The sequence below is a fragment of the Candidatus Thorarchaeota archaeon genome, from assembly GCA_013388835.1.
Lineage (GTDB): Archaea > Asgardarchaeota > Thorarchaeia > Thorarchaeales > Thorarchaeaceae > JACAEL01.
This window is the reverse complement of the sequence record JACAEL010000068.1, coordinates 18,913-43,920: the sequence shown is the minus strand read 5'-3', so window position 1 is coordinate 43,920 and position 25,008 is coordinate 18,913. Positions and strand designations below refer to the sequence as shown.

Sequence of the window (25,008 nt, the reverse complement as noted above, 5' to 3'; positions counted from 1 at the left end):
TCCTCGTTAACTATAGTTTATTTCTCAACTATAGTGAACTGCGGCATATAAACATTGCGTCACCGGCTAGTAAGTCCCGAGAACGGAGCACATGTCGACTCCATATGGCAGCACTCCGGTAGGCCCTCTATGGTGCCATACGCCAATGCTTATTGACCTACGCTGGAGTGAGAGCACCATGGCAGATCTTCTTCTGACCGTCTTCGGAGTCCTCGTCTTCGGACTCCAGCACAGTGGGGTCTCCGCTCTCCGGGTCAAGAGTCGCATAATTGACAGATGGGGCAAGAGCGTCTACGCACGACTATTCAATCTGACCAGTGTGGCTGCTCTTCTCTTTGCATTCCTCCTGATGGACTTCTGGGACTGGTTCTATTTCATCTCTGTCCCGAGCAGCGTCAACTACATACTCATGCTGGGCGGGATTGCCCTTGTCGTCACTGGGATACTCCTATCCGCAGCAGCATCAAGAGTGCTCTCGGTGAGCACAGTGGCTGACATGCGTACCGACCGAATGCCAGAGCTAGTGACAACTGGAGTCTACTCGCGGATGCGCCATCCTCTGTACCTTGCCACAATCATACTGCTTGCAGCGCTTGTGCTGATCTATCCATTCGCCAATGTCGCAGCATTTTCGATTTCCCTAGGTGTGTATGTCCTGATTGGCGCCTATCTCGAAGAGCGAAAGCTTGTCCTTCACTATGGTCAGGAGTACATTGACTATCGGAAGCAGGCGGGCTTTATGTTACCAAGACTGAGGCGTCGTGACTAGGTCCTCAGGGGATTGTCGAGGCGACCATGTGGGGGCCAGAAGGGGTCGAGTCCCGCAGATGAAGACTAGTGACTATCCGACAGTGTTCTCTCCACTCTGTGCAGATGTCTTGACTGTTTCACTGCCTCAGGAGACACACTGTGTGTCTCACCCTTCTCAACAACAAAGTGCGCTGTCTGGACCTGAGGGGCGAAGTGCCGCTTGATGTCCTCGATGAGGTAATGCAGCTGGACACAGTGTGGGGACCCATCTATGGTCAGGGCTGTCAGCTTGTCGATACCTGCGTAGCTCACAATCGAGGCCAGCTTGTACCCTGCCATGTTCATGTGTGTCTCCTCGAGACAGACCTCCACCGGCACGGGTGAATGGTCACCACTCAAGAACCCCTCAACTATCTCGGGAAAGCGACTGGTCAAGCAGCTGCCAAGGACAAGCAGATGCCCTGCCGACCGGAGTGTCTTGTCACCCACATTCGTGCTCATCAGATGCATACAGTCTCGACAGCTCACCTCACCACTTCCTCCTTACCGTCGGTGTTCGCTCAAACACTGGTTCAGTGTGGTTCTTCTGTTCACTCGCCGGCGGTGCTATCCTCGCGACGACATCACCTTCGAACACATAGCTCAGAGTGGAAAGCATCACTACGACGCCGGCGTGTGGTGAGAGTAAATCTCCCTTGTCTTGAACGGTGCCTATCACATCATCTGCCTGCACAGGTTCGCCGACGTTCATTCGCGGTATGAAGAACCCCTCACTCTCTGCATTCAGCTGCTGCATTCGCCCGGTGAAGACTGGCGACGACTCGATTCTCTCACCCGGTATCATGTCTCTTATGCGCATATAGTTCAGAATCGCCTCGCGCACCTCTACCGCTGCCTGCGAGTCCACTTGGTCCCTTCCCCCACGAAGCTCGATGTCCACTGCGGGTATGCCTTCATGAGCTGCCTCTGCCGACAGCGATCCCTGTTGACCCAGGCTCTGGACAACCAATGGCAGTGCGATTTGCGATGCCAGGTTCCTGACATGAATGTACTCCTTGTAGAGTGCGACCGTGTGGCTGATACAAGATGGCCAGTTCGTCTTCAACACGACTATTGCGTCTGCCTGTGTCGCATGGCGCCAGAGTTCCCTCGCCGTCTTCTCAGTGACCGTGCCTCTCTTGTCTCCCGGAAAGACCGTCTCCAGGTCTCGCATGTCCAGAGGTGAGACCGCTGCTCCCAGTCTGAAGACCAGTGGATTTGCTACGGGTACAATCGTCACAGAACCGTCTACTCTGTCAAGACTCTCAAGATGCTTCATGATGAGATAGCTGGCATAGACGTCTGTGGCTGAACGGCCCGTTGTTCCTGACACAATCAGCAGATTCGGTCGGTCTTCACCATATGTGTAGAAGCCCAGGGTGCTTCCTGTCTTGAGGTCTATGTCGACGGCTTCTACCTGAGGTCTGATCATGTGATTCACCGCCTTCTGTCAGCCTACGGTGTCACCTCCCGATGACGCAATAAGAAGCGGTGTATCACCAGCTACGCATCTGTTGGCTTGTCCACATTGAACAGATAGATGTCTGTTCTGAATTCGCATCTAAGAATGCTGTCATGTCTTCCTATTGCGTAGGGCGAGCCGGCACGAATGTGCTCGATATCGAACAGTTCCGGATGACCGCACATGGGTCTCTCGCCAATCCACGCCAGTGGAAGTCCCCTCTCCGCAATCCTCAGTCCTGCTGCGCACAGATACGGTTCCCAGCAGGCGACAACAAAGGATGGCGAGTACGTCTCGACAGCGTCTAACGCATCCATGGTACGCACCCACTTCGGGTACTCTATCCTGTATCCCGAGGACTTTGCATCTGTTGCTATGATGTCTCTCTTCAGCAGAGGCCGGAGCATCTCAGTGAGTGTCCCGTCTCCGCTCATGACCTCCAGCACAGGACCATTCATGCAGAACACGGACAACGCATCGTTGATGAGATGGGCCAGCTGTGATACGAACTCACTACTAAAGACCTGAAAGAGCAGTCTTCCACTTGTGTTGCCTCCATTGAAGTAGTCCTTGAGGCAGCCACTGCTCTCCACACGCCTCAGGAGGTCCAGGACTTCGCAGTAGGACCGGAGCTGATCATGTACGTCGATGAACTCACCGGTGCATCTGGTCTGCTCTGAGCACATATGCGGGCCGGAGTCATGCCGCTTAAGGCCGTATCTCTGAGCCGGAGTTGAGCATCGGTCATGGAATCATTAGTGGCCACACTGAATCTAGTCAATGTGAAGGACTGCGGTCTTCACTGCTCGTTCCCAGAAGCCAAACGCTTGCTTGAGACCGGTTCAATCGTGGCAGCCGATAGGACCCGCGTTGCGGGCTTCCCGGTAGTCCGCCAATCGCGCGGACATTGTCGCTAGTTGTCAGAGATAGAGCAGTATGTAGAATACGATGCCTCCACCAGTAGCGTACAGCCAGAGTCCTGCCGTGAGCCACATCATCTTTTTCTTGCCGCAGGCAAGAGGGGCAGACCTTCTGGTGGCGACAATGAAACGGTATGTCCACAGAGCTCCCAAGAGAATTGCCAGCGTTCCAACTATGCCATGCACAACCACAATCGCTGGTCCTGGAGGGAAGGGCAGGGCCGTGAATGAACCCCAGTTGAGCAGCAGTGAGGGCGCCATGAACAGAAGTGTGGCCACTATGTTGACAACTGTGGCACTCATCATCACTTTGCCATGTATCTGAAGCGGCTTTCGCTTGACAATGCCTAACACCAGAAGCGTCAGAAGAACAATCTGTGCTATCAGGTTTAGATCCGCAAAGATGCTTGCCGAAGTGCCGAACAGGACCATTCTTACATCAAGAGCTGACTGTGTCAACACTAGGATAAAAACGGTGTTGCTGACCTCTGCCACCTTCAGACTCGGCAAGACCGAGGCCACTCCTAATTAGGAGCGCAAGTGGAGTCTGTGGCCAGACTCCGGAGGAGTACCAGATGAAGACTGCAACAGAAGCACTACTCGACGGACTTCTTCATGAATGCGAACAGGCAAGAGTTGTGATTGAGTCGATTCAGAAGGCGAAGATGGACTTCATACCTGCAAAGGGAATGAGGGACCTCATCACAGTGGCCAACCACTTGGCTCAGATACCTAGCATGGACCCGGCTATCTATTGCATGGAGCTCGACTGCTCGGAAAGGGCGCACGAGATGGAAGAGCGACTCAGACGCGACACTGTCTCCGGACTACTCGAAGTGTTCGATGCGGGCGTGGAGGAAGTGAGGCGCCGGTTCAGCAGGATGACTGACAAGGAGCTCTTTGAGCGGAACAAGAAGCCGTTCTATGACCAGGGACCACCGAAGGACTGGGCCTTCTACCTGTCCGAGATGACCCGCCATATTGCCATGCACAAGATGCAACTGTGGATGTACCTGAGACTTCAAGGTCTTCCGGTCACCATGATGACCTACTACGGAGTGAAGACCTAGGCCTTGAGCATCACTCAGGTCCGGCTGAGATAGAGTGTGCGTGTCAGCGTACGGATGTTGTTCAGTGCCCTGCAGTGGTTACATGTGAAGTCCGATGGGCCGAACCACTCTACACCATTGAGGTCCATGGACTTTCCACAGTGAGAACAGAACAACATCCTGTTCTTGGATAGCTCTAGGACCTCCCTCGTGGTCGACAGGAATCCCAAGTCCTCGAGACTGGTTGTGCTATACAGACGGGTATGGGTCTCGTGATCTGTGCCTAGACCCTGCTCCTTCTTTCCTCTCATTCGCTCGCTCATGAGTTGACGCGCTCCCGGTCGTCTATAAGTGCGAGCAATACACACTGCCTCCGCACCTACAGGCATGTCAACAGACTCTGTAGACCTGATGTCAACGGCGATTCCTCGTGTCTCCTGGTGACAGGGTCCAGAGCCTATTCCCATGCACTACTGGCTCCTTATAAGGACGATAACATTGGCGCCAACTGGCCTGCCCGCCGCAAAATGGTCTGTATGTCCCTCCCCTCTCACTAGTGCGGTAATCCGGAAGGCTGAGACCTGTTGACCATAGCTCTAATAAGGAGAGATGGTGTCGCACTGACAGAGTGAGCAAGGATGGATTGCGTTCTCATCTCATAGTGTGTGCGTCTTTTCCGACTGCTTTATAGAGCGCATGTTTCCCTGCTCGCCGGTCGCTCATGCTGTGGAGGTTCTCAGTGATGAGTGAATTCGCCGAGATTGAGTCCAAGTGGCAGAAGCGTTGGAAGAAGGACCGGGTCTTTGAGGCCGACCCGGACCCGAAGAGACCGAAGTTCTACCTGACCGTACCATACCCGTACACGAACGGCGCGCTGCACATTGGTCATGGGCGGACGTACACGATTGGTGATGTGGTTGCCCGGTACAAGAGGATGCGTGGCTTCAATGTGCTGTTTCCCATGGCCTCTCACATGACCGGTACCCCAATCCTAGGAATGGTTGAGCGTGTCAAGGCGGGCGACAGAGTCGCAATCGAGCAGTACAAGCGTGACCTCCGGGTCTATCTGCCCACTGAGGATGCTGTGGAGGCCCAGCTGGCGAAGTTCACCGACCCGTGGGTTGTGGCCAAGTTCTTCGCGGAAGCCATCGCCGCCGACTTCAACGCACTGGGCTACAGCATCGACTGGCGGCGTAGGTTCACCACCGGGGACAAGACCTACAACAAGTTCATTGAGTGGCAGTACCATAAGTTCATGGAGAAGGGCTACATAACTCGGGGCAACTACCCGCTGCTGTACTGCCCCAAGTGCGGCAACCCTGTGGGCGAAGACGACCTGCTGGAGGGCGCCGATGCAAAGATCAAGGAGTTCACAGCCATCAAGTTCGGCTTTGAGGACGGCTTCATTGTGCCAGCCACTCTGCGTCCTGAGACCATCTTCGGTGTGACGAACATATGGATTAATCCTGTAGCCACGTATGCATGGGTGCGAGTGGGCGACGAGAAGTGGGTTGTCTCAGAAGCGGCAGTGAGGAAGATGAAGCTGCAGGCCAAGGACGTAGAAGTACTGGAGACGTTCCCCGGCTCAAAGATAGTGGGCAAGAGCTTCCGGGCTGTTCATAATGAGCATGAGATGCCCATTCTTCCTGCGGACTTTGTCGACCCGAACAATGCGACGGGTGTCGTCTACTCGGTACCCGGTCATGCTCCATTCGACTACATTGCCCTGAGAGACCTGTGGAATGACCCCTCCGGACTTGAGAGGTTCGGTATCACCGCAGAGTCCGTCAGGTCGATTCAGATCATCAGCATGATTGATATCAAGGGCTATGGCGAGTTCCCTGCAAAGGACGCTGTGGAGAAGCGAGGAATCAAGAGTCAGAAGGAGTCTGTTGCGCTAGAAGAAGCCACTCAGGAGATTTACAAGGCGGAGTTCTACGAGGGCGTGATGAAGGACAACTGCGGTCAGTTCTCAGGTCGTGCCATAAAGGATGTGAAGGAAGAGGTCGTGGCATGGATGCGCTCCAACAGTCGTTGTGATGTCTTCTATGAGCCTGACCTGAGACCGGTGATATGCAAGTGCGGTACAGATGTGGAAGTGGGTGTGTTTGCTGGACAGTGGTTCTTGGACTACACGAGTCCCGGCTGGAAGGAGCAGGCATGGACTGCTCTGAACAACATGGCGATTGTCCCTGAGACCTTCAGGAACCTGTTCGAGGCGACATTTGACTGGTTGGGTCAGAGGCCTTGTGCCAGAAAGCGAGGAATTGGTACGCGACTGCCCTTCGACTCGGAGTGGATAATCGAGTCCCTATCCGACTCCACAATCTACATGGCGTACTACACAATCGCCCACAGGATAACTGCGAACCGTCTGAAGCCGGAGCAGCTCACTCTGAGCTTCTTCGACTATGTCTTTCTCGGGAAGAGCACTCCGGAGAAGGTGTCCGCAGAGACCGGTATCGATGCGACCCTGTTGAAAGAGATGCACGAGGAGTTCCTCTACTGGTATCCCAATGACCAGCGCCACACTGCTCCCTCTCACATATCCAACCACCTCAGCTTTGCAATATTCCATCATGTCGCCATATTCCCCAAGAGACACTGGTTGAAGTGCATCAGTCTCAACGAGCACCTGATAATGGAAGGCAGCAAGATGAGCAAGAGCAAGGGACGTGTCATCCCGCTGGTCGAGATTCCCAAGAAGTACGGCGCGGATGTCTACCGGACCTACGTGGTCTCTGCGGCGGAATCAGGCAGCGTGATGGACTGGCGCGAGAGTGACGTGCCTGCAGTCCGAACACGGCTCAACCAGTTCGTGGAAACGGTCCGCAGATACTCGGCCAAGACCCCACGGGTCTATACTCGGAAGGACCATCCCACTGCTGCCACACTGTGGGTTGTGTCGCGCGTGAACTCTCTGGCCAGAGAGTGCACCGAGTTCCTAGATGCTCTCCGCATACGCGACTACGCAATCTCCGCCATCTCAGAGATGACGCGGGTAGTCAACCAGTACCTGAGGCGACAGGAGGTCCCCAAGGAGGAGCGTGAGGGCACAATGGCCTACATCTCCGACATCTGGGTCCGCCTGATGGCCCCAATCACGCCGCACATCTCAGAGGAGCTGTGGTCAAAGATGAGACGCGAAGGTTACGTGTCTGTGGCACCTTGGCCGATGGGCGACAAGAAGCTGATTGACTCGAAGGCAGAGGCGGCGCAGCAGGTAGTGGAAGCGACCATCCACGACGTCAGGGAGATTGTTGGTCTCTTGAGGGGCAGACCGATCTCTACTGCACATCTGTATGTGGCACCTCAGTGGATGTTCGATGCGATGGAGAGCATCAGAACGGCAGACATGCCACTGATAGTGGGCAACTTGATGAAGCACCTGATGAGTCAGGACGCTTATCGGGCCTACGGCAAGGAGATCAAGATGCTTGTCGACCGCATTGCCAAGGAGAATGGCCTGTGGAACCACTCGGACAGCGCCAAGTCTGAGAAGACTACGCTAGAACAGTCAGCTGGCTACATGTCTACAGAGCTTGGCATCAAGGTGGTCGTCCATTCGGCCGAACACGCCGACTACGACCCTCAGAGCAAGGCGAGGTTCGCGCTGCCCGGACGAGTATCGATCTATCTGGAGTAGCGACTCGGCACTGAGGCGGATAATGGCCCTCTCAGTCGTCTCCAGCAGAGACATGGTATGACGAATCTCGTTCACCATCCCATGTCCGGTGTTGACACTTGCCTCGACTCTGTTCCCTGCACCAGCAAACCTGTGCTACGCATCTGTCAGAAGGAGTCGAATGACCACTCGACTCGCACTTCCAATCTGCACCATCTGTGTGGACATCAGAGAGTCTTCTGCACTCGTCCGGAGGCTTTATTAGGTGCTTAACCATAGTCAACTCGAAGTGATTCACATGATGCCTGTTGAGATTGCAAGGAACGTGTTCTGGGTTGGTGCCATTGATTATGACGTGCGGAACTTTCATGGCTATTCATACACTGTGCACCATGGAACGACCTACAATGCGTACCTCATCAGGGGCGAGAAGAAGACCGTCCTTGTCGATGCTGTCTACGGGCCCTTTGCGGATGACATGTTCAGTCGCATCTCCAACATAGTGGCCCCTGAGAAGATTGACTACATGGTGTCGAACCATGCGGAGATGGATCACTCCGGTGCTGTGCCAGAGGTCCTCAGACGGGTGCCGAATGCGACCCTTGTATGCACAGCAAGGGCAGTGGACCCGCTGAAGAAGCACTACGCCGATGGCTGGAAGATACAGACGGTCAAGACAGGGGATGAGCTGGACCTCGGCGGGAGGACTCTGAGGTTCTACGAGGCCCCCATGCTCCACTGGCCAGAGAGTATGTTCACCTACATGGTAGAGGACCAGATACTCATGCCGAATGATGCCTTCGGTCAGCACTATGCTACTCAGGAGCGGTTTGCTGACGAGGTGGATCAATACGTGCTGTGGCGAGAAGCAGCCAAGTACTACGCCAACATTCTATGGCCCCTCAGCAGGATGGTGCAGAGGAAGATCGAGGAGGTAGTCAAGTTGGGTCTGCCAATCAAGATGATTGCACCGTCCCACGGTCTCATCTGGAGGAAGGACCCGCTGCAGATAGTCACCAGATACTTGGAGTGGGCGAAGGGTGAGAGGACCACTGACAAAGTCGTGATAACTTGGGACACCATGTGGCAGAGTACTACCAAGCTCGCGCGGGCCATGGCCGAGGGAATACGCGAGGCAGGTCTCACTCCGTTGCTCATGCTCATTCCACATAGTGACAGGAGTGACATCATGGCAGAGCTTCTCGAAGCCAAGGGTGTCCTCGTGGGTAGCTCCACACTGCATAACGACATCCTGCCCACCGTTGCTCCGATACTCTCTGACATTGAGGTCCTCAAGCCTGAGGGCAAGAAGGGAGCCGCCTTCGGGTCGTTCGGTTGGGCTGGCGGAGCAGCGAAGAAGATACAGGAGGCCATGGAGCGCGGTAAGATGCAGGTGGTCATGGAACCCTTCACTGTGAAGTGGGTCCCGACAGGGGATGAACTCAAGGCCGCAAAGGCATTTGGAAGGGATTTCGCAGAGAAGGTCAAGAACTAGACGACGGATAGGTATGTACGTTCTCGTGTCCGCTGCGGTCGCATTCTCAGTATGACTGACTCCCCCTGATGGGGGAGCCTAGACGCAGTGCGGTCTGGTTGGTTGCTGTAGTTGGCTCAAGCCGCTCCAAGGACGAAGTCCCTCTTGGCAATGACCTTATCGTCCTCATCAACCACCACCATGAACGCACTACATGACAGACAGCAGTCATAGCAGCGGACAACCATCTCCAAGAGGTTAAGAACGGCTTCGGGTGTTTTCTCTTCCACAGTATTCACCTGATTTTTGGTTCTGGCAGTTTAAGTGACTCGTGAGCTCGCTTCTCGAAGATCTGCTTTGCCGCTTCGAGGAGGCTCTTCTCGATTCCTGCTATGTTGTTGTTAGTCGCGACTATAAGGTTAGCGGCTGTGATGACTCCTTTCTCGTCAGTCCAGTAGTGATGAATGAGCGTGCCTCGCGGTGCCTCCACACAACCCACACCATTGCCCTTTTTCGGTTGCACATCCGAGAGCTTGACATCGGTGCTCACTATGTCTGGGTCTTTGAGGAGCATTTCGATCTCCTCTACGGCCTGGACCATCTCTATGACTCTTGCCCAGTGGTAAGCGAAGGTGGCATGTATCGGCCTGCCGAGTTTCGCACGCATCTCCTCAAGTGCCTCCTGAGCAAGAGGTGTGGCCATCCGGTCGGCGATATTGCATCTTGCCAGTGTGTTGGCCCTCCAGACCCCCTCCGGATATCCCGCTGGAAGGTAGAAGGTGTGTGTGGCGTAGGAGTGGTCGGGGATATGCTCTCCCAGGTGCTTTCTATAGTCCTTTGGCTTGAAGTCAGCGACTATCTTGCCCTCGGGGTCCATCACACGAATCTGGCCGTCGTAGATCTCGAGGTTTCCGCTCTTGTGAGTTCCGAGATAGTATGTTGGTACAACCGCGAGTTTTGTGATAGGGTCCCAGTAGTCTTCAATCACCTTCTTGGCCAGTTCCACAGTTGCAGTGGTCCACTCCTTGAGTGAGTCAAGCTGCTTCAGGAACGCATCTCGCTTCTCCTCTGAGAATGGGCTGAGCAGTCCACCAGGTACTGAAGTGACTGGATGAACTGGCCTACCTCCCACTGACCCTGAGAGGTCTTGACCGAACTGCATGACGTGCAGCGCGAGCTTTCCAACGTCCGGCAGAGCTTTGATTATCTCCGCCACGTTTCTCTTGGCAGGGTCTCCAAACGGACCTGCAAGAAAGTCCGGAGCCGCAAGGGCAAAGAAATGTAGCCCGTGAGAAGACAACTGCTTCGCGTTGATGTGGAGTCTTCTCACCTTGACTGCCGCCGGAGGGGGTGTGACGTCCCATGCAGCTTCGACGGCCTTGACGGAAGCCAGATGGTGTGGGACCGGACATATACCACATATCCTGGGTGCGAGGATTGGGGCCTCTTCTGCAAACCGTCCCTCAAGGAACTTCTCGAAGAACCGTGTGCTTGTCACGTTGAACTGGACATCCTTGACCTTGCCGGTCTTCGTCAGTCTGATTGTCAGGTCGCCGTGGCCCTCCAGTCTTGTGACCGGCTCTATCTTGATGGTCCTTTCCCCGTCGGTCATTTCTTCGAGTCCTCCTTCGAGGTTATCCTTGACAGGTATGATGCTGCGTAGTCAACGAAGTAAAAGGAACCAATCGGGTCTGGGAATGCAGCCCTGAGCTCTTCCGGTTCCATCTCCACAATTCCGCCCAACGCCGAGATTATCTTTGCACCGTGGTCCTTCACACCGGGCGGGGGTCCAAAGCATCCCTTACATGGAGCGTTAGCTGCGGGACACTGTGCGCCACAGAACCCGATGGTGGCGAAACCGAGGCAGAGGTAGCCTTGGTCAAGAATGCACTTCTTCGGGTCTATCTTGCCCTCGTGAGTCCTGCGGAACTTCTTGATTCTCTTCTCCTCTCGTGTGCGAGTACACTGGTCGCACACGGTCTTCTGTGGGAGGTCAAAAGGCGCACCTGTGAGCAGGGCAGTCACTGCGTCAAATGTGTTCTTGCTGGATGGCGGACACCCGGGGAGTATGATGTCAAAGGGCACATGCTGGGGATTTGGCGCGACCTTGTCAAGGAACGCTGGGACGTTCTCCGTAGGCAATCGCGGATTGACTACTGTCTCCGGCTTGAAGAACTTGGTATCAGTGAGCTGGCTCAACGTCCACTGGTTACCAAGCCCCTGCACTCCACCAAAGCACGAACAGGATCCCCATGCGACCAGCAGTTTGCTCTTCTCTCTCATGACCTTCAGCAGGTGCAGGTCGTTCTCGGTTCGGCAGCTTCCCTCTACAAAGCCGACATGAACAGACTTGTCCGGTAGACCCTCTAGGTCTTTGAGCTTGAAGTCCACTACAGCTGGCCAATAGAGTATCTCCAGCTGAGGCAACACCTCTAGGAGACTGAAGTGAAGGTCTACAAGCGACTGGTCGCATCCCCAGCAAGAGGACAGCTGCGCAAAGGCAACACGTTTTGTCATTGTCCAGTCCTCCGGTTCGGACCCAGTTTCCTCACCGTCTCTACCATGTCGGTCACTCCTCTCGCAAAGACATCTCCCTCTGCAGCACTCGCCCACTGCAGACGTATCCTCTCCGGCTCAATGCCCGCTTGCTCAACGAGCGCCCGGAGCATGGCGAACCTTGCACGCATCTTGATATTACCCGTTGTGTAGTGACAGTCGCCGGGGTGGCAGCCCGATATGAGCACGCCGTCTGCACCCTGGCTGAGCGCGTCAAGAATGAAGCTGGGGTCGATACGACCCGTGCAGTTCACACGGATTATCCGTACATTGGGCGGCATCTGCATCCTGCTTGTGCCGGCCAAGTCGGCTCCAGCATAAGAGCACCAATTGCAGCAGAAGCTGATGATCCTCGGCTCGAATTCTCTCTTTTTGGCCTTGGATGCCTTGCCAGTTGCTCCGTCTTCGTGAGCCGCAGCCGTCAACACAGTGACCTCCATCGGTCAGTCGAAGCTCCTTCAGCAGCTCTTTAAAACGTTCCCTTTGTCCAAGAACCTCTGCATGAGTCATCGTGGCCTCTAGCAGCATATTGAAGCCGACACCACCATGTGCTCTTGGTGCTGGTACTCTTACAGGCCGCGTGATGTGGTGCCCGTCACGTGAACTGTGAGAATGGTTCCTGAGAGCAGCATTGTCCAAGGGAACAGTTTTATTCAAGCTTGGGCAACTCTAAGTGTATCCTGTCATCGAGGTATGTCTACTGTGATCATGGCTTTCATCATGGCAAAGGTAGAGTCTGCGAAGGCACGCGAAGTCCTTGAGGCTGTCCGCAAAATGGACCAAGTCCAAGAGACCTATCTCATATACGGCGCCTATGACCTCCTCATCAAGGGTGTATTCAACACGCCCGAGGCCCTCTCCAGCTTCGTTGTAGACAAGCTACGCAAGACTGACGGGATCAAGGACACTGTGACGAATGTCTGTGCCTCTTGTGACTAGAACGCAGCCTCTTCGAGATGGTTCATATGGCCCCCCGTGTGATTGTAGAGTGGTGCGTCCAGGCACTGGTCTAGTTCAGTGCGTCCTTCGATAGTCCGAGTCTTTCGAGAGTGCTCTTGAGAGGCAGTCCGGAGACCAAGTCCCAGCCTCTGCATGCATAGTACTCATCCAGCATCTGTTCGAGTTCCACTGTCTGTCCTGCCGACGGACCGTTCGGAGCAGGCTCATCGGTCAGTCTTCTCGGAAGGGAGTCGTCCCTCCTCGTGATGCCCCGCCTCGCATTGAAGAGCCGATTCAGGTTGACGATTCTCTCTCCAATGAGCTGTATCTGTGCTGGAGTCACCTCGAGCCCGTTGTGAAGGCGTAATGCCTTTGCGACATCGTCATAGTAGAACTCAGGAGGTATCTGGGTGCCGTACTTGCAGAGACCAACACTCTCTATCATCACCATGAAGTCCTCACACTCTTTGACCATGATTCCCTTGTACTTTGGGTTCAGTCGGTCTGCCATCTCTGGTAGGTACTTCTCACCGAAGCGCTCTCGGATGTCATCATCAAAGCCGACCTCATCGAGGACTGGAAAGCCATACAGGTGGTCTGCTCCCCGCGCCGCAGTCGCTGCAGCGAGTCCCATCGACTTCTGAGCTCTTGGTTCCTGTCCCGCCATCTCCTGCTTCTTGACTGCCATCACGAACCTGTCACTGCCTCTTCCGATTCTCACTGCAGCCCTTGCGCTCCCCTCTGCGAGCAGGTCACCAAATCCCTCTCGCAGCGCAATCATCCTTGTCAGCTTGACTATCGACTCGTGATTGCCCCATGTGAGGTCGATGCCCCCCGTGTCTTCTGACGTGATGAGCCCCTGTTCCCATGCCTCCATCGCCCATGAGATTGTCCCACCGAGTGATATTGTGTCCAGTCCATACATGTTGGACAGATGGTGGGCGTAGAGTATCGACTCCAAGTTGGCATTTCCACATCGGGAGCCCAGCGAGGACTGCGACTCGAACTCAGGTGAGCCGCCCTGATAGGCATAAGGTCCCGTCCTGACTGCAGTGAACCGTCCGCATCGCTGCAGGCAGCTCCAGTCTGCTCGGGGCTTGACAAGATAGCACTCGTTTATTGCATCGCCCCCGATCCTGTCGTAGCCCTCGAACACACCCTGCCTCATGTTGTAACTGGGCAGTCTGCCTATGTGTTGCATGAGTTCTATCAGGTGAGTCGTGCCATACTTCGCTCTGCCCGGCGTAAAGGGGTTGGCCAGCATTCGACGATAGAACTCGTCCATCTCCGTGAGATAGACCTCCGGGTGGGCCACTGTGATCTTTCCGTGTCCTCTCACCGACACCGCCTTTAGCTTCTTTGCACCCATCACGGCACCAAGTCCCGACCTTGCAGAGGCCCTGTCTCTGTCGTTCATGATTGCCGCAAACCTGACAAGATTCTCACCAGCCTGACCGATGGAGAGGACCCTTGTCATTCTGCCGTGCCTCTTGCGGAGGATGTCGTCTGTCTGAAAGACGCCCATTCCCCAGACCTGCTCCGCATCATGCAGGTTCACTTCCGAGTCCTCGATATGGAGGTAGACCGGGCTGGCTGATGCCCCTCGAAAGAACACCGCGTCATAGCCGGCCAGCTTCAGCTCCGGTCCCCAGAAGCCTGCTGCATGACTCTCTCCCCAGATGTCCGTGAGAGGGGAGAGCGCTGCGATGGTGAACCTTGATGACTGGGGGAACATCGACCCTGTCAACAGCCCGGTGGCGATGCCGAGGACGTTCCCTGGTGAGAACGGGTCTCTCTCTGCACCTATCTCGTCCGTGAGCACCCTTGACAGATAGCCCACCCCGAGAAGGTAGTCCCTCACAATCTCTTCTTCGAGTGGCCTCTTCTCTACCTGTCCCTTTGTCAGGTCGACCCAGATGACTTGCCCACCCACACCGTGCATCAGAGTCTCTCACCTCCATCGTAGAGCTCCGCGCTGTGCCTGTCATGCAGCCTCATCAATCTGCCCTCAGGGTCTCTCTTGGAGAGGTCTGCAGCGCTGGTCAGGAATATCGCATGGACGGGACATCGTTTCACGCACTCGCCGCACTGAATACACTTCACTGCTTTCCGTGTGTCAGGTGTCAGGTGGATTGCATCATACGGGCATGCCGTGACGCATGCACCGCACGAGTCGCACTTCCTGTTGTTTACAACGAGTATCCCCTTTGATGTGCGAGTGATTGCTCCTACTGGACAGGCTGCCATGCAGGGTGCGTCCTCGCAGTTGCGGCAGAACAGTGGGAAGTCCAGTCCGTTCTCCAGTCTGATGACTCTCGCTCTTGCCCACTCGGGGCCGATGACCTTGAAGTAGAACATACTGCAGACATTCACGCAGATCATGCAGCCGGTACACACCTCTGGGTCGCCCAATACATGACTCAGCTCGGTCATCTCTCCTCAACCTGCCCATGCTCGCCACCCATGGGTATGAACTCTCCATGCCCCGGCGGCACTACTATCTCCCCTCTGTCATATACCACTTCTCCTCGCACGAAGGTCATCACGGGAGCGCCCTTGAACTTCATTCCCTCGTACAGTGTCCAACCTGCCTTTGAGAACATCATGTCTGAGCTGACCTTGTAATCCAGCAGGGGGTCGATCACTACAATGTCGGCGTCAGACCCCACCATTATCGTCCCCTTACGTGGATACAGACCGAATATCTTGGCGGGATTCCTTGAGGTCACCCTCAACAGCCCGTCAAGTGACATTCTGCCCCGGTTCAAGCCCTCGGACAACAACACCCTGAGTATCATCTGAGTGCCGTCCACGCCAGCCCACGCCTTTCGTATGTCTTCGGTGCCTGCACTCTTCTCTGGTTCGGGACAAGGGGCATGGTCACTGACAACTGCGTTGATGGTCCCCCGCAATAGACCTGACCAGAGGGCCGCTCTGTCTTCCTTTGTCCTGAGCGGCGGATTCATCTTGCTCTTCGGACCGAGCCGGTTCATGTCGTCCCTGTTGAACAGCAGATGATGGGGGCACACTTCGCCAGTCACTTGCACTCCCCTTGTGCGGGCGCGCTCTATCTCTGTCAGGGCCTCTCGCGTACTGACATGAGCGATGTGAACGTGACCCCCCGTCTTCTCTGCCAGTCCCAATACCTCCCTCACTGCAACCTCTTCCGCCAGATTCGGTCTGGACAGCGAGTGGGCGACAGGCGCGTCCCAGTCGTCCTCGTGCTCCTTGGCGAACTCGTCCAGCACCCCCTGTGACTCGCAGTGTATGGTCAGATGCCCTCCGTGCTCCGAGACCTCGCTGAGCGCCTTGACGATGACTCCCGTGTTGGCATGATAGGGCTGGCATGTGAATGCCTTGAATGCGGCGACTCCCCGGTCAATCATGCCTCGTACCATTCCGATATTGCCAGCATGAATCATGCCCGTGTACAGAGAGAAGTCTATCACTGACATAGACTCACCCTGTTTGATCTTGTCCTCAACAGCCGCTAATGTGTCCACCTGACTGGTGAGGGGCATCTCAATCACGGTGGTGACCCCGCCAGCGGCTGCTGCACGTGAGCCAGTGGCAAAGTCCTCGTGTTCAAGTCTTGCAGGGTCGTGAAAGTGTGCATGACCATCGATGAGACCTGGAAGTACTATCATTCCCTTCAGGTCGATGACCTTCTCACCTCTCGGCAGGTGACTGTCCTTCGCTATGGCAATGACCTTGCCCTGTTCCACAGCCAGACCTGCAGCCACAACTCCTGACTCCAGAACGAGCTGGCCGTTCCGAAGCACAAGGTCCACAGGTGTCAATCATCCACCTCCTACAGGTGGGAAGACTGCAACAGCATCGCCATCCTGCAAGGTGGTGTCGAGGCCGTTCAGCAGTTCTATCCTCTTTCCGTTGACCATGCACGAGTAGAAGCGCTTCATCTCCCCTGTCGCTGTGTCCATCACCGTGTCCGTGAATCTTCTTCCGAACCTGTCACCAAGGACAGCGAGCATCTCCCTGACCGTACTCGCTTCAACCTCGACGCTTCGCTCTCCTGTGACCTCCCGGACCGTTGCGAAGAACCTGACAGTCACTCTGGGCATGAAGACCACTCGGCTCAATACAGGACGTACTGGTGCGTTTTAATGGTTGTGTAGGGGAGAGTCGTGCTACTGGTCCCACAGAGACATGGTGTTCATGAGCCCAGCCCTCAAGAAGCGGAGTCCGATGTAGAGTCTTGAACAAGGTGGTTCGGTGGCACCTGCATCTCATGCGCACATGAGGTGGTGACGCTTACGAGATGGATGTGTCGGACTGCAGTGAAGTTATCAGGCATTCCGTACATAGTCTGCGCCGGGACACGAGTTCAATGACACAAGAGCATCAGGGAATGGAGCTACTGGTTGTCGGTCACTTCAGCAGAGACCTGCTGGTCACTCCAGAATTGACTCGTGAGGCTCTCGGAGGCGGTGTTGCCTATGCGATGCTTGGTCCTCCGCTAGGTGCGCTCGGTGTCGGTGTGATGTCACGAGTGGGTACCGACTTCGAGGCTGAGTATCTGCGTGCGCTGAAGGAGTCTGGCATCAACATCACTGGTATTCGCACAAGTGGCCCTCGTTCCACGAGGTTTGTGAACCGTTATGACGCGGATGGGCGGAGAACGCAGTCGATCGACGCACTGGCCCCACCACTGCGCGCGGAGGACTATCTCCCGCAGCACATGCGGGCCAGCATTGTTCACTTCTGTCCTCTGACCGCCAACGAGGTCCACATATCTTGCATAGAGGCAGCAAGAGGCAGTGGTGCGCTTGTCTCTCTTGATGTACAGGGGTACCTGCGGGAGTCCAAGACAGGTCCTGTGCAGAATAGGGAGTGGACCGAGCGCGATGAGGTCCTCCGACTCGTGGACGTTGTCAAGGCAGACGATGTCGAGCTGCTGATGAGCGTGCCGGGCAAGACTGAGTACGAGGCCGTGAGGAAGGTCCTCTCTCAGGGCCCCAGGATCCTATTGGTGACGAGAGAGCGCAGAGGCTCCACCATCTACACACAGCACTCCCGGATTGACATCCCGGTGGTGCTGCCCTCTCGCTATATGGACACGACCGGTTGTGGTGACACATACGCGATGAGCTTCCTGCTGGAGTACGTGCGGTGCGGGGACATCAGACGAGCAGGGCTATTCGCAGCGACCTGTGCCTCCTTCAATATCGAGACCATTGGCCCATATGGCATGCCGAGCAGGGCTGACGTGGAGAGGAGAATGCAGGCGTATCTATGAGGAAGGTTTTAACGCAGCGCTAAACGACTCTCCGGCTACTAGTGCAAGTGTATATCCAAGCAGCAGACCCAGTGGGGTTGAATCATGATTGAAGACCTTGACAGATGCCTCCACGAAGAGGGCGTCGATGCGATTGTGGTTGAAGGTAATGGCTTTGAGAAACCGGACGTGTACTGGATGACCGGATTCCGGTCCACTGACTCGGTCATTGCACTTCATCCTGTGGACGAAGAGACTGTGGTCGCGGCTGGCTACCACACCGTCACACGGGTCCAGCGAGAGAGCTTCGTGAAGAGGACGTTCGACCTCACCGAGGTGTACGACCGTCTGAGAGCCGAGAAGAAGAGAGTACTTGAGAACCAAGACCTCCTCTATGAGCCTTTTCTTCAGGCCCACTTCAGTGGTAAGGTCCTTGGGGTCCCTGACCACCTGCCGGTCTCATCCGTGCTGGCGATCAGGGGACTGGGGTATGATGTGCGGGTCGTGCCGTATCTGCTCAAGGATGCACGGGCCAGAAAGGAGCCCCGTGAGGTGAAGGCAATCCAGAAGGCTGCCGACGCCACAATGTATGCGGTTGGTCGTGCTGTTGAGCTGATCAAAGACTGTGACATCGGTCCCAATCACCAGCTGGTGCACCAAGGTCGTGCTCTGACTGTCGGCGACATCAAGGTGGTGCTCGACACGGCCCTCATCGAGAAGAGAGCAGAGGCTGCGGAGGACTCGATAGTCGCTGTGGGCAAGAAGGCCTTCGACTGGCACTACTTGGGTGCAACGAAGGACGTCATCAAGGAGGGTGAGCCGCTAATCATAGATGTGTTCCCACGACTCAAAGAGGAACGGTACATCGCAGACGTCACACGCACTGTTGTCAAAGGGACTGTGAGCAAGAGAGTAAGGGAGATGTTCGATGCCGTCAAAGAGGCCGGAGACGCCTCTGTGGACGCGCTGACTGGGGGTGCACGGGTTGATGATGTCAACAAGGAATGCTACGACGTTCTCTCCTCGCATGGTTTTGACTCGAAGTTCCTGAATCCCAAGGCAGAGGAGGGAATGACACACGGCCTCGGTCATGGCATTGGTCTGGAGGTCCATGAGAACCCCAGCATGTACGAGGGGGAGAAGCGCTTTCAAGAAGGGCACGTCATGGCCATCGAGCCGGGTGTCTATCTCAGGTCTGTGGGCGGTGTGCGTATAGAGAACGACTACCTAGTGACCAAGGGTCGCGCCAAGCGTCTCACGCAGGGACTTGAGGATGTCATCTTCGTCTGAGAACCTCATGTCAACTCCATGTCGATTGCGTGGTATGGGCAGACGGAGATGCACATGCCACAGCCCTCACACCTGGCCGTATCAATGATGAGTTGCTTTGCCGCCTTGTTGAGCGTGATGGCGTCGTACACGCACGACCTTGGACAGAGACCGCACAGTACGCACTTGTCCATGTCCACAACGGCCGGCGGCTTCTTCCTCGCCGCTACCCGGAGATGCGGCAGGGCCGCCCCTCTCACGTCCTCCACCGAGTCCTTGCCGTGAGCTAAGAGCCACTCGTAGATCTCCTTGGCTATGCGCCCGTAGACACTCGGTCCATCCAGGATGGCTGCTGTACAGACCTGAACCAGCGATGCCCCGGCCATCATGAACTCAATGGCATCATCACCCGTGGTGACTCCGCCCACTCCTATCACTGGCTTCCTGACCGCGGAGGCGACATCGGCCACGCAGCGAAGTGCGATTGGCCTGAGAGCAGGACCGCTGAGCCATCCGAGGCCTCCCTCACTACCAAGCAGTGGACGCGCGGTCTCTATGTCGATTCGCAGGCACGGTCCAAATGTGTTGATGGCCACAAAACCATCCACATGGGGCTCCAGTGCCTTAGCCACCTTGACAACGTCCGTCTTGGGACTGAGCTTTGCAAAGATGGGAATCTCAACTGCTTCTCTGAGCGCTCTTGCAATCTCCACATGGTCCTCGACGTAGTGCGTGCTGAACTCGATGGCGCGGACACCAGCTCTCTGTACCTTTGGTCCGAGGTCGGCGACTTCCTCGGGCGAATAACCAATGCTGGCTATCACAGGAAGTCCGGAGCTGAGTGCGACTCGGTACTCATTGTCTAACCACTGCTCGACACTCAGCTCGCTCCAGAGCTCAGCATTGAGTATCCCTCGTCTTGACTCAATCCTGCCTGCGCCCATGGATGTCATGTTGGGTCTTGGGACATCCGCAGGCCGCACACTCACGGTCTTCGCCACCAGGCCGCCGGCACCTCCACGAGCAGCCTCCAGAAGCGCACTCCCGTCTCTTGAAGTCGGGCCTGCTGCTGTCAGCACAGGGTTTGTGAATTCGATACCCATGAGTTCAACAGCGAGCTCTCGCATATCTCTCTACATCGACAATCTTGAAAATAAGCCTAGCTGAATTCCAAACTCGTCGTCGCAATCCTTATCTTCGTAAGGTGCGACCGTTTTGCGACCAGGAGGAATTGAGATGTACTCTCCAGCCAAGACAATCTACACCATCAATGACATAATCGACTATATCATTGAGCACGGCTTTGACACCGACGTGCTCGAGCGAGTCTCCGTACTTCTGCAGCAGGAGTCTTTCGAGGCTGAAGAGCGCAGGGGCGGCATGGACAGCACAGCACGTCAACTGAGAACGCTTGCAGACTTCCTCGACCAGCGTATCCTTGGCCTGACCCGGAGCGGTTACTTCGAGAAGGGCAGTATCACCCCTCGCGGAGACCTCGAGAGATTCATCGAGTCTCAGCTTGACGAGGCGACTCTTCAGTATCAACTGCGTTCCACATCGTTGCAGCAGATCCGGTCTGTCCTGGGCGTCGCACAGGTCGCTTGAAGGCCAGCGAGCAACTCACGTCCTTGTGACGAGTCGTTAGTGGCACCGTAGTCAGGCCATGCCTTGCTGAAGTTCACTCAGAGGTTTCTTGAACATCCAGTCTTCGTCGTACTTCCATGTGTTGCGCTCGAAGTCGACATTGTCCGGATAGAACCAGTACATTCTGCTGTGGCTTCCAACAGTGTCCATTGTGAAAACCTGAATCTCTGGTAATCTTGACCAGAGCAGATAGAACAGACCATGTTCGTACGAGGGCGGCATCCTGCCCCACAGAATCACGCCGCCACCCTCTAGCAGGTCTATGGACAGAGGGAACGGTGGGGCAGACGGAGCTGAGAAGGCATTGTAGACCTTTGCTCTATCATCATCTGGGACTCGGGGGCTGTAGAATAGCTTCGTGGACGTTATGTCAAAACGTGACCTGTCAATCTGAGCCCGAACCGACTCGATGACATTCTCTCTAAGGAATATCAGCTTGCGACTCACGGTGCTCTGAGACAGCCCGTACTTCTTCTCAAGTACGCTCTGGCTGACACTGGCGTTCTTTGTCAGTTCCTCCAGAAGGCTAAGATCTACCCTTGTGAGCCCGAGTTCATGCAGTCTTCTCCTCGGTGAGCCCTGTGGCAGTTCGGTCCGTGCAGCAGTGATGTCTCTCTCCCACTTGTCCCAACTATACGTCCACGAGAGAGTCGTGGGGTCGAACAGCTCAGGGTTGGTCTTCGTCGACCTTCGGTAGTCCATGCTCCTGAGATATGTGACCCTCTCGCAGACACCACCATCCTGCAGTTCTGTGAGAAACCGCTTCAGCATGGCCACGCCTTCGTGCGGAATGTCAAACTGGGCGAACAGCCCAGCGTATGGTCCGTAGACCCGCGACCTGTAGTGTGTGTATGGATGGGCGTCACAAGCAGACTCGAGCTGTCTCACTTGTGACTCCCTGCCCGCCTTGAGAAGCACCGAGAGCCTGTCGAGACCGAGCCTTGACGGTCCAAAGACCGCTACAGAGTCAGAAATGACCCCGTTCTCCCTCAGCTCTCTCAGGTGTCTGTCGGCCGTAATCCAGCTGATGCCTGCCCTATGAGCAAGCTCCCTCACTGAGATTGTCGGGCTTGTCTCCAACAGATGTAGGAGCTTGAGGTCTGTATCCGATAGGACCACTTCCTACTCCCCCATGCTTCTGAGGTGAATCAAGTCCCCTGAATCATACGTCTCTGCGCACTTCTCAGGCAACCACGAGCAGTCCACATGGATCGGCATTTCCCGACCCTCCCGGTGGGTCAAACGTGTACTCAGCCACGTCGTAGTAGCCACCCGAACTGTACAGCAACGCTTCGGCCGAGAACACATAGTAGCCCGTCTCTGTCGCATGGTTGTAGAAGTACATCGTGCAGTGCAGCGTCTGAAGCCGTGTACTCACAAAGTAGAGATACGCATACTCGGTTCCTGATGGAAGCTTCAACGATATGCGGAGATCCATCGTGTATCTCTGAGAGCCACTGAGCTGTATGTCGAACCATCCAATCACATCGTCTTCAAGCAGGTCTCCATCAGCGTCAGCGTATGTGGCACCGGTAATGACTAGCACAATTGGCGTCGGTTCAGTGTACTGAACAGTCTTCGCAGCTGCAACCGGCAACACCACAGACGAGGCGGCTAGAATCAAGAAGGCAAGCACCATCAGGGTTGGGGCGGTATTGTCAATCCGCATGTCTGGTCACGTCACACCATCCATGAATGATATATTAATGCTGCGGCCACAGACTTTACAATTGACCTGTGCATGAATTATGTACTAGATTGTACAGTAGTATCAAATCTACCCAACGCTTATTAGCACGTTTGTAATCGCCATACGCGCTGTGATTTCCAATCCGGCGAAAAGGTGAACACAATGAGTAAGAAGTTCTCGGCATTGGTTGTTCTTGCAATCATGCTGACCACATTCTCCATGGCCACGACAGTTGTCGCCTACGCGCAGACCGGCTTCGACGGTCGCAACACAGCTTCCGCCATGTACGTATGGAATGACTCGGATGCTGAGACCCAGTGGGGTATCGAACGCATTTTCAATGGCGTCTATGATGGTTACATCCCGACAGCGGATGTCGACCTAGCCATCGTCGACACCGGAATTGACCTCGATCATCCCGACCTCATGGCAAACATAGTCTGGGGTTACGATGCCGTCCGTGGCAGAACAGCTGACGACGGAAACGGACATGGAACTCACTGTGCAGGAATTGCTGGAGCCATTCGGAATGCTATGGGTGTTGTTGGTGTCTATTCCAACGTTGACCTCTATGCAATAAAGGTCCTAGGTCCCAGCGGCTCGGGCACCTTCACCGACATTGCAGAAGGCGTCTACGCTGCATGCAAAGGTCCCGATGGTAAGGAAGGCACTGCTGACGACGCTGATGTGATTAGCATGAGCCTAGGAGGCACGTCGGACAGTGCTGAGCTACACAACGCAATCATCCACGCCTACAACATGGGCATTGTGATCGTTGCAGCAGCCGGTAACTCCGGAGATGGGAATCCCTCCACAACAGAGATCTCCTATCCTGCAGCATACCCAGAGGTGATTGCGGTTGGCGCGACGGACATGAATGATGCGATTGCCTCATTCTCGAACTCGGGCCCGTACGTGGAGGTTGCAGCCCCCGGTGTCAGCATCTACAGCACCTACAAGGGCGGCATATACAAGACGCTCTCCGGAACGTCGATGGCCTGTCCTCACGTTGCTGGGCTTGTAGCTCTGATAATTGCAGTCAAGGGCAAGATGCCAGTGGGCACATTCAGTGACACTGGTACATCCACTATCCGTGGTTACCTGCACAGCACCGCACTTGATCTAGGCACGTCTGGTTGGGACGCAAGCTTCGGCTACGGTCTCATACAGGCCAGCCAACTGATCTAGTCTCAGCACCACTGGAGCGGCCATGCACACAGGCCGCTCTTGAGGCACAGGCCCTCTCCGGCCTCGGCTGGGTTGGCCTGTCCTCGTCTACTTCTCCTGCTTGCCTCGTGGTCATTGAGCATCTACCGAAGTGGAAATGAGCGTCTGAAGTGTCAGCTCACTCCTCCTTACCTCCCTGTCTGCACGGTCCGCTTGTCCCGCAGACATGCACAGAGGACTCATCTGTCATCCGAACTTGGGACTAGCTCATGCTACAGTTGCAAGGAAGCAATTCGCAAACAGCATTAGACTCGCTCATACCGCTTCCGCGCGATATCATATAAGATGAAAGGACTCGAGTTCAAGACATTGTCTGCCGTGTCTGTCTATTGACGTCTCGTACAAGAACAGCGGAGATGTGCCAAGCCGCCCATTGCAATGTGACCGTCAGTCGGTGTTCGCAGTTTCGGATGTGCCTGACAACTCCGTGCTATTGACAGTCGAAACTTGAAGCTGGTTGATTGACTCGCTACACTTGTGGTGTGCGCCAGTCTGACTAGAGGGCTCGTCGAAATCGGTCCATGTCGGGAAGGTCCAGAGGAACGTATCCGGTGCCCGTCCAGTGCAGTGTCCTGTAATCAGTGCCGTGCCCCAGAAGTGTACCTACTACGAACGCCACTGCAACAGGGCATGCGAACGCGAGAGTCAGAGGTCTATGCTGGATGATGCCGCTCCTGTTAAGCTTCTCAATCACAGATGCGGCCTGTTCTGCCCAGCTCGTCATCTCTTTGGGCGACAGTTCTCTGACTGCTCCCACTTCGGCGATGACACAGTATCCGGAGATGTTCACGTCGTGCTGTGCACTCCGGCTCATGCTCAGCACAATTGCAGGGGGTCTGTCGTCTGGGTCCTTGTTCAGTTTCAAGGGCATCTTCTTCCGGATGTGCTTGTCAAGGAACTCGCTCACCTCCCGGTGTCTTGTGACTACCTGTACGAGAGTGCCCGCGACGACGGACATAATCACCGCTTCAGCCATGTTCCGTGCCCGCAAAAGCAGTCACACAAACTGACTGATTAGAGTTATTGTGTCATGGGTGAGCAGCAGCTGCCCAGAAGTTGGACGATCTTGGACATCGCTGCATGGTGCATATATACCTCCGTGCAGGAACGGAGAGCTCAAGGTCAGCT

26 protein-coding genes are annotated in these 25,008 nt (G+C 55.3%); 9 read left to right on the top strand and 17 right to left on the bottom strand.

Annotation, left to right across the window (positions count from 1 at the left end):
* Positions 1 to 178: 178 nt before the first annotated feature.
* The gene (locus HXY34_10950; protein ID NWF96647.1) at positions 179 to 769 is read left to right on the top strand and encodes an isoprenylcysteine carboxylmethyltransferase family protein; all 591 of its coding nucleotides are present in this window, start codon (positions 179 to 181) and stop codon (positions 767 to 769) included.
* A 65-nt stretch (positions 770 to 834) separates the two neighbouring features.
* Here the strand turns inward: HXY34_10950 and HXY34_10945 are convergent, their stop codons facing one another.
* From HXY34_10945 to HXY34_10930, 4 genes are all read right to left on the bottom strand, one after another.
* Complete coding sequence (locus tag HXY34_10945; protein ID NWF96646.1) at positions 835 to 1,251, bottom strand: hypothetical protein; 417 nt, start codon at positions 1,249 to 1,251, stop codon at positions 835 to 837.
* 28 nt (positions 1,252 to 1,279) lie between these two features.
* Positions 1,280 to 2,221, bottom strand: a complete 942-nt coding sequence (locus HXY34_10940; protein ID NWF96645.1) for a succinylglutamate desuccinylase/aspartoacylase family protein — start codon at positions 2,219 to 2,221, stop codon at positions 1,280 to 1,282.
* A gap of 71 nt (positions 2,222 to 2,292) precedes the next feature.
* The gene (locus HXY34_10935) at positions 2,293 to 2,937 is read right to left on the bottom strand and encodes a hypothetical protein (GenBank protein ID NWF96644.1); all 645 of its coding nucleotides are present in this window, start codon (positions 2,935 to 2,937) and stop codon (positions 2,293 to 2,295) included.
* A 234-nt stretch (positions 2,938 to 3,171) separates the two neighbouring features.
* Positions 3,172 to 3,681 (bottom strand): hypothetical protein, encoded by a 510-nt coding sequence (locus HXY34_10930; protein ID NWF96643.1) that lies wholly within the window; start codon positions 3,679 to 3,681, stop codon positions 3,172 to 3,174.
* Positions 3,682 to 3,746: 65 nt separating this feature from the next.
* Here HXY34_10930 and HXY34_10925 point away from each other — a divergent pair, with 65 nt between their 5' ends.
* Positions 3,747 to 4,241 carry a hypothetical protein gene (locus tag HXY34_10925; protein NWF96642.1) on the top strand — a complete coding sequence of 165 codons (495 nt, stop codon included), beginning with the start codon at positions 3,747 to 3,749 and terminating at the stop codon, positions 4,239 to 4,241.
* A 14-nt stretch (positions 4,242 to 4,255) separates the two neighbouring features.
* Here HXY34_10925 and HXY34_10920 read toward each other — a convergent pair whose 3' ends face one another.
* The gene (locus tag HXY34_10920; protein NWF96641.1) at positions 4,256 to 4,543 is read right to left on the bottom strand and encodes a hypothetical protein; all 288 of its coding nucleotides are present in this window, start codon (positions 4,541 to 4,543) and stop codon (positions 4,256 to 4,258) included.
* A 419-nt stretch (positions 4,544 to 4,962) separates the two neighbouring features.
* Here HXY34_10920 and leuS point away from each other — a divergent pair, with 419 nt between their 5' ends.
* Positions 4,963 to 7,866, top strand: a complete 2,904-nt coding sequence (leuS, locus tag HXY34_10915; GenBank protein NWF96640.1) for a leucine--tRNA ligase — start codon at positions 4,963 to 4,965, stop codon at positions 7,864 to 7,866.
* Between the two features lie 277 nt (positions 7,867 to 8,143).
* Positions 8,144 to 9,340: an MBL fold metallo-hydrolase gene (locus HXY34_10910; protein NWF96639.1), complete on the top strand. Its 1,197-nt coding sequence runs from the start codon at positions 8,144 to 8,146 to the stop codon at positions 9,338 to 9,340.
* 116 nt (positions 9,341 to 9,456) lie between these two features.
* Here the strand turns inward: HXY34_10910 and HXY34_10905 are convergent, their stop codons facing one another.
* The 4 genes from HXY34_10905 to HXY34_10890 are packed head-to-tail and all read right to left on the bottom strand — an operon-like array spanning position 9,457 to position 12,315.
* Positions 9,457 to 9,609, bottom strand: a complete 153-nt coding sequence (locus HXY34_10905) for a hypothetical protein (GenBank protein ID NWF96638.1) — start codon at positions 9,607 to 9,609, stop codon at positions 9,457 to 9,459.
* Positions 9,610 to 9,614: 5 nt separating this feature from the next.
* Positions 9,615 to 10,931, bottom strand: a complete 1,317-nt coding sequence (locus tag HXY34_10900) for a Ni/Fe hydrogenase subunit alpha (protein ID NWF96637.1) — start codon at positions 10,929 to 10,931, stop codon at positions 9,615 to 9,617.
* On the bottom strand, positions 10,928 to 11,836 hold the full coding sequence (locus HXY34_10895) for a F420-nonreducing hydrogenase (protein ID NWF96636.1): 909 nt from the start codon (positions 11,834 to 11,836) through the stop codon (positions 10,928 to 10,930). The genes HXY34_10900 and HXY34_10895 overlap by 4 nt, the downstream gene beginning before the upstream one ends.
* Complete coding sequence (locus HXY34_10890; protein NWF96635.1) at positions 11,833 to 12,315, bottom strand: hydrogenase iron-sulfur subunit; 483 nt, start codon at positions 12,313 to 12,315, stop codon at positions 11,833 to 11,835. The genes HXY34_10895 and HXY34_10890 overlap by 4 nt, the downstream gene beginning before the upstream one ends.
* Positions 12,316 to 12,568: 253 nt before the next feature.
* On the opposite strand from HXY34_10890, the gene HXY34_10885 reads away from it, so the two are divergent.
* The gene (locus HXY34_10885) at positions 12,569 to 12,814 is read left to right on the top strand and encodes an Lrp/AsnC ligand binding domain-containing protein (GenBank protein ID NWF96634.1); all 246 of its coding nucleotides are present in this window, start codon (positions 12,569 to 12,571) and stop codon (positions 12,812 to 12,814) included.
* A 70-nt stretch (positions 12,815 to 12,884) separates the two neighbouring features.
* Here the strand turns inward: HXY34_10885 and HXY34_10880 are convergent, their stop codons facing one another.
* From HXY34_10880 to HXY34_10865, 4 genes are read right to left on the bottom strand one after another with little or no spacing between them, the layout of a single operon-like run.
* Positions 12,885 to 14,756 carry an aldehyde ferredoxin oxidoreductase family protein gene (locus HXY34_10880; protein NWF96633.1) on the bottom strand — a complete coding sequence of 624 codons (1,872 nt, stop codon included), beginning with the start codon at positions 14,754 to 14,756 and terminating at the stop codon, positions 12,885 to 12,887.
* Positions 14,756 to 15,247, bottom strand: a complete 492-nt coding sequence (locus HXY34_10875; protein ID NWF96632.1) for a 4Fe-4S dicluster domain-containing protein — start codon at positions 15,245 to 15,247, stop codon at positions 14,756 to 14,758. Before HXY34_10875 ends, HXY34_10880 begins: the two co-directional genes overlap by 1 nt.
* Positions 15,244 to 16,614: an allantoinase AllB gene (allB, locus tag HXY34_10870; protein ID NWF96631.1), complete on the bottom strand. Its 1,371-nt coding sequence runs from the start codon at positions 16,612 to 16,614 to the stop codon at positions 15,244 to 15,246. Before allB ends, HXY34_10875 begins: the two co-directional genes overlap by 4 nt.
* Positions 16,615 to 16,896, bottom strand: coding sequence for a MoaD/ThiS family protein (locus HXY34_10865; protein NWF96630.1), 282 nt, complete (start codon positions 16,894 to 16,896; stop codon positions 16,615 to 16,617). It abuts the gene before it with no gap.
* 266 nt (positions 16,897 to 17,162) lie between these two features.
* Here HXY34_10865 and HXY34_10860 point away from each other — a divergent pair, with 266 nt between their 5' ends.
* On the top strand, positions 17,163 to 18,071 hold the full coding sequence (locus HXY34_10860) for a carbohydrate kinase family protein (GenBank protein NWF96629.1): 909 nt from the start codon (positions 17,163 to 17,165) through the stop codon (positions 18,069 to 18,071).
* Between the two features lie 84 nt (positions 18,072 to 18,155).
* Complete coding sequence (locus HXY34_10855; GenBank protein NWF96628.1) at positions 18,156 to 19,340, top strand: aminopeptidase P family protein; 1,185 nt, start codon at positions 18,156 to 18,158, stop codon at positions 19,338 to 19,340.
* A 5-nt stretch (positions 19,341 to 19,345) separates the two neighbouring features.
* Here the strand turns inward: HXY34_10855 and HXY34_10850 are convergent, their stop codons facing one another.
* Complete coding sequence (locus HXY34_10850; protein NWF96627.1) at positions 19,346 to 20,446, bottom strand: 4Fe-4S binding protein; 1,101 nt, start codon at positions 20,444 to 20,446, stop codon at positions 19,346 to 19,348.
* 109 nt (positions 20,447 to 20,555) lie between these two features.
* Here HXY34_10850 and HXY34_10845 point away from each other — a divergent pair, with 109 nt between their 5' ends.
* On the top strand, positions 20,556 to 20,924 hold the full coding sequence (locus HXY34_10845; GenBank protein NWF96626.1) for a hypothetical protein: 369 nt from the start codon (positions 20,556 to 20,558) through the stop codon (positions 20,922 to 20,924).
* A gap of 51 nt (positions 20,925 to 20,975) precedes the next feature.
* On the opposite strand, the gene HXY34_10840 is transcribed toward HXY34_10845, so the two are convergent.
* Together HXY34_10840 and HXY34_10835 are read right to left on the bottom strand one after the other, a co-directional pair.
* The gene (locus tag HXY34_10840) at positions 20,976 to 22,082 is read right to left on the bottom strand and encodes a winged helix-turn-helix transcriptional regulator (GenBank protein ID NWF96625.1); all 1,107 of its coding nucleotides are present in this window, start codon (positions 22,080 to 22,082) and stop codon (positions 20,976 to 20,978) included.
* A gap of 64 nt (positions 22,083 to 22,146) precedes the next feature.
* A complete protein-coding gene (locus HXY34_10835; protein ID NWF96624.1) occupies positions 22,147 to 22,632 on the bottom strand; it encodes a hypothetical protein in 486 nt (161 codons plus the stop codon).
* 183 nt (positions 22,633 to 22,815) lie between these two features.
* Here HXY34_10835 and HXY34_10830 point away from each other — a divergent pair, with 183 nt between their 5' ends.
* The gene (locus HXY34_10830) at positions 22,816 to 23,841 is read left to right on the top strand and encodes a S8 family peptidase (GenBank protein NWF96623.1); all 1,026 of its coding nucleotides are present in this window, start codon (positions 22,816 to 22,818) and stop codon (positions 23,839 to 23,841) included.
* Positions 23,842 to 24,376: 535 nt separating this feature from the next.
* Here the strand turns inward: HXY34_10830 and HXY34_10825 are convergent.
* Positions 24,377 to 24,871: a hypothetical protein gene (locus HXY34_10825; protein ID NWF96622.1), complete on the bottom strand. Its 495-nt coding sequence runs from the start codon at positions 24,869 to 24,871 to the stop codon at positions 24,377 to 24,379.
* Positions 24,872 to 25,008: the final 137 nt, after the last annotated feature.

What these genes read in the sequence shown, in the direction of transcription:
- HXY34_10950 (NWF96647.1), top strand. Translation starts at nt 179, where the DNA reads ATGGCAGATCTTCTTCTGACCGTCTTCGGAGTCCTCGTCTTCGGACTC.
- HXY34_10945 (NWF96646.1), bottom strand. Translation starts at nt 1,251, where the DNA reads ATGAGCACGAATGTGGGTGACAAGACACTCCGGTCGGCAGGGCATCTG.
- HXY34_10940 (NWF96645.1), bottom strand. Translation starts at nt 2,221, where the DNA reads ATGATCAGACCTCAGGTAGAAGCCGTCGACATAGACCTCAAGACAGGA.
- HXY34_10935 (NWF96644.1), bottom strand. Translation starts at nt 2,937, where the DNA reads ATGTGCTCAGAGCAGACCAGATGCACCGGTGAGTTCATCGACGTACAT.
- HXY34_10925 (NWF96642.1), top strand. Translation starts at nt 3,747, where the DNA reads ATGAAGACTGCAACAGAAGCACTACTCGACGGACTTCTTCATGAATGC.
- HXY34_10920 (NWF96641.1), bottom strand. Translation starts at nt 4,543, where the DNA reads ATGAGCGAGCGAATGAGAGGAAAGAAGGAGCAGGGTCTAGGCACAGAT.
- leuS (NWF96640.1), top strand. Translation starts at nt 4,963, where the DNA reads ATGAGTGAATTCGCCGAGATTGAGTCCAAGTGGCAGAAGCGTTGGAAG.
- HXY34_10910 (NWF96639.1), top strand. Translation starts at nt 8,144, where the DNA reads ATGATGCCTGTTGAGATTGCAAGGAACGTGTTCTGGGTTGGTGCCATT.
- HXY34_10900 (NWF96637.1), bottom strand. Translation starts at nt 10,931, where the DNA reads ATGACCGACGGGGAAAGGACCATCAAGATAGAGCCGGTCACAAGACTG.
- HXY34_10895 (NWF96636.1), bottom strand. Translation starts at nt 11,836, where the DNA reads ATGACAAAACGTGTTGCCTTTGCGCAGCTGTCCTCTTGCTGGGGATGC.
- HXY34_10890 (NWF96635.1), bottom strand. Translation starts at nt 12,315, where the DNA reads ATGGAGGTCACTGTGTTGACGGCTGCGGCTCACGAAGACGGAGCAACT.
- HXY34_10885 (NWF96634.1), top strand. Translation starts at nt 12,569, where the DNA reads ATGTCTACTGTGATCATGGCTTTCATCATGGCAAAGGTAGAGTCTGCG.
- HXY34_10880 (NWF96633.1), bottom strand. Translation starts at nt 14,756, where the DNA reads ATGCACGGTGTGGGTGGGCAAGTCATCTGGGTCGACCTGACAAAGGGA.
- HXY34_10875 (NWF96632.1), bottom strand. Translation starts at nt 15,247, where the DNA reads ATGACCGAGCTGAGTCATGTATTGGGCGACCCAGAGGTGTGTACCGGC.
- HXY34_10865 (NWF96630.1), bottom strand. Translation starts at nt 16,896, where the DNA reads ATGCCCAGAGTGACTGTCAGGTTCTTCGCAACGGTCCGGGAGGTCACA.
- HXY34_10860 (NWF96629.1), top strand. Translation starts at nt 17,163, where the DNA reads ATGACACAAGAGCATCAGGGAATGGAGCTACTGGTTGTCGGTCACTTC.
- HXY34_10855 (NWF96628.1), top strand. Translation starts at nt 18,156, where the DNA reads ATGATTGAAGACCTTGACAGATGCCTCCACGAAGAGGGCGTCGATGCG.
- HXY34_10850 (NWF96627.1), bottom strand. Translation starts at nt 20,446, where the DNA reads ATGCGAGAGCTCGCTGTTGAACTCATGGGTATCGAATTCACAAACCCT.
- HXY34_10845 (NWF96626.1), top strand. Translation starts at nt 20,556, where the DNA reads ATGTACTCTCCAGCCAAGACAATCTACACCATCAATGACATAATCGAC.
- HXY34_10835 (NWF96624.1), bottom strand. Translation starts at nt 22,632, where the DNA reads ATGCGGATTGACAATACCGCCCCAACCCTGATGGTGCTTGCCTTCTTG.
- HXY34_10830 (NWF96623.1), top strand. Translation starts at nt 22,816, where the DNA reads ATGAGTAAGAAGTTCTCGGCATTGGTTGTTCTTGCAATCATGCTGACC.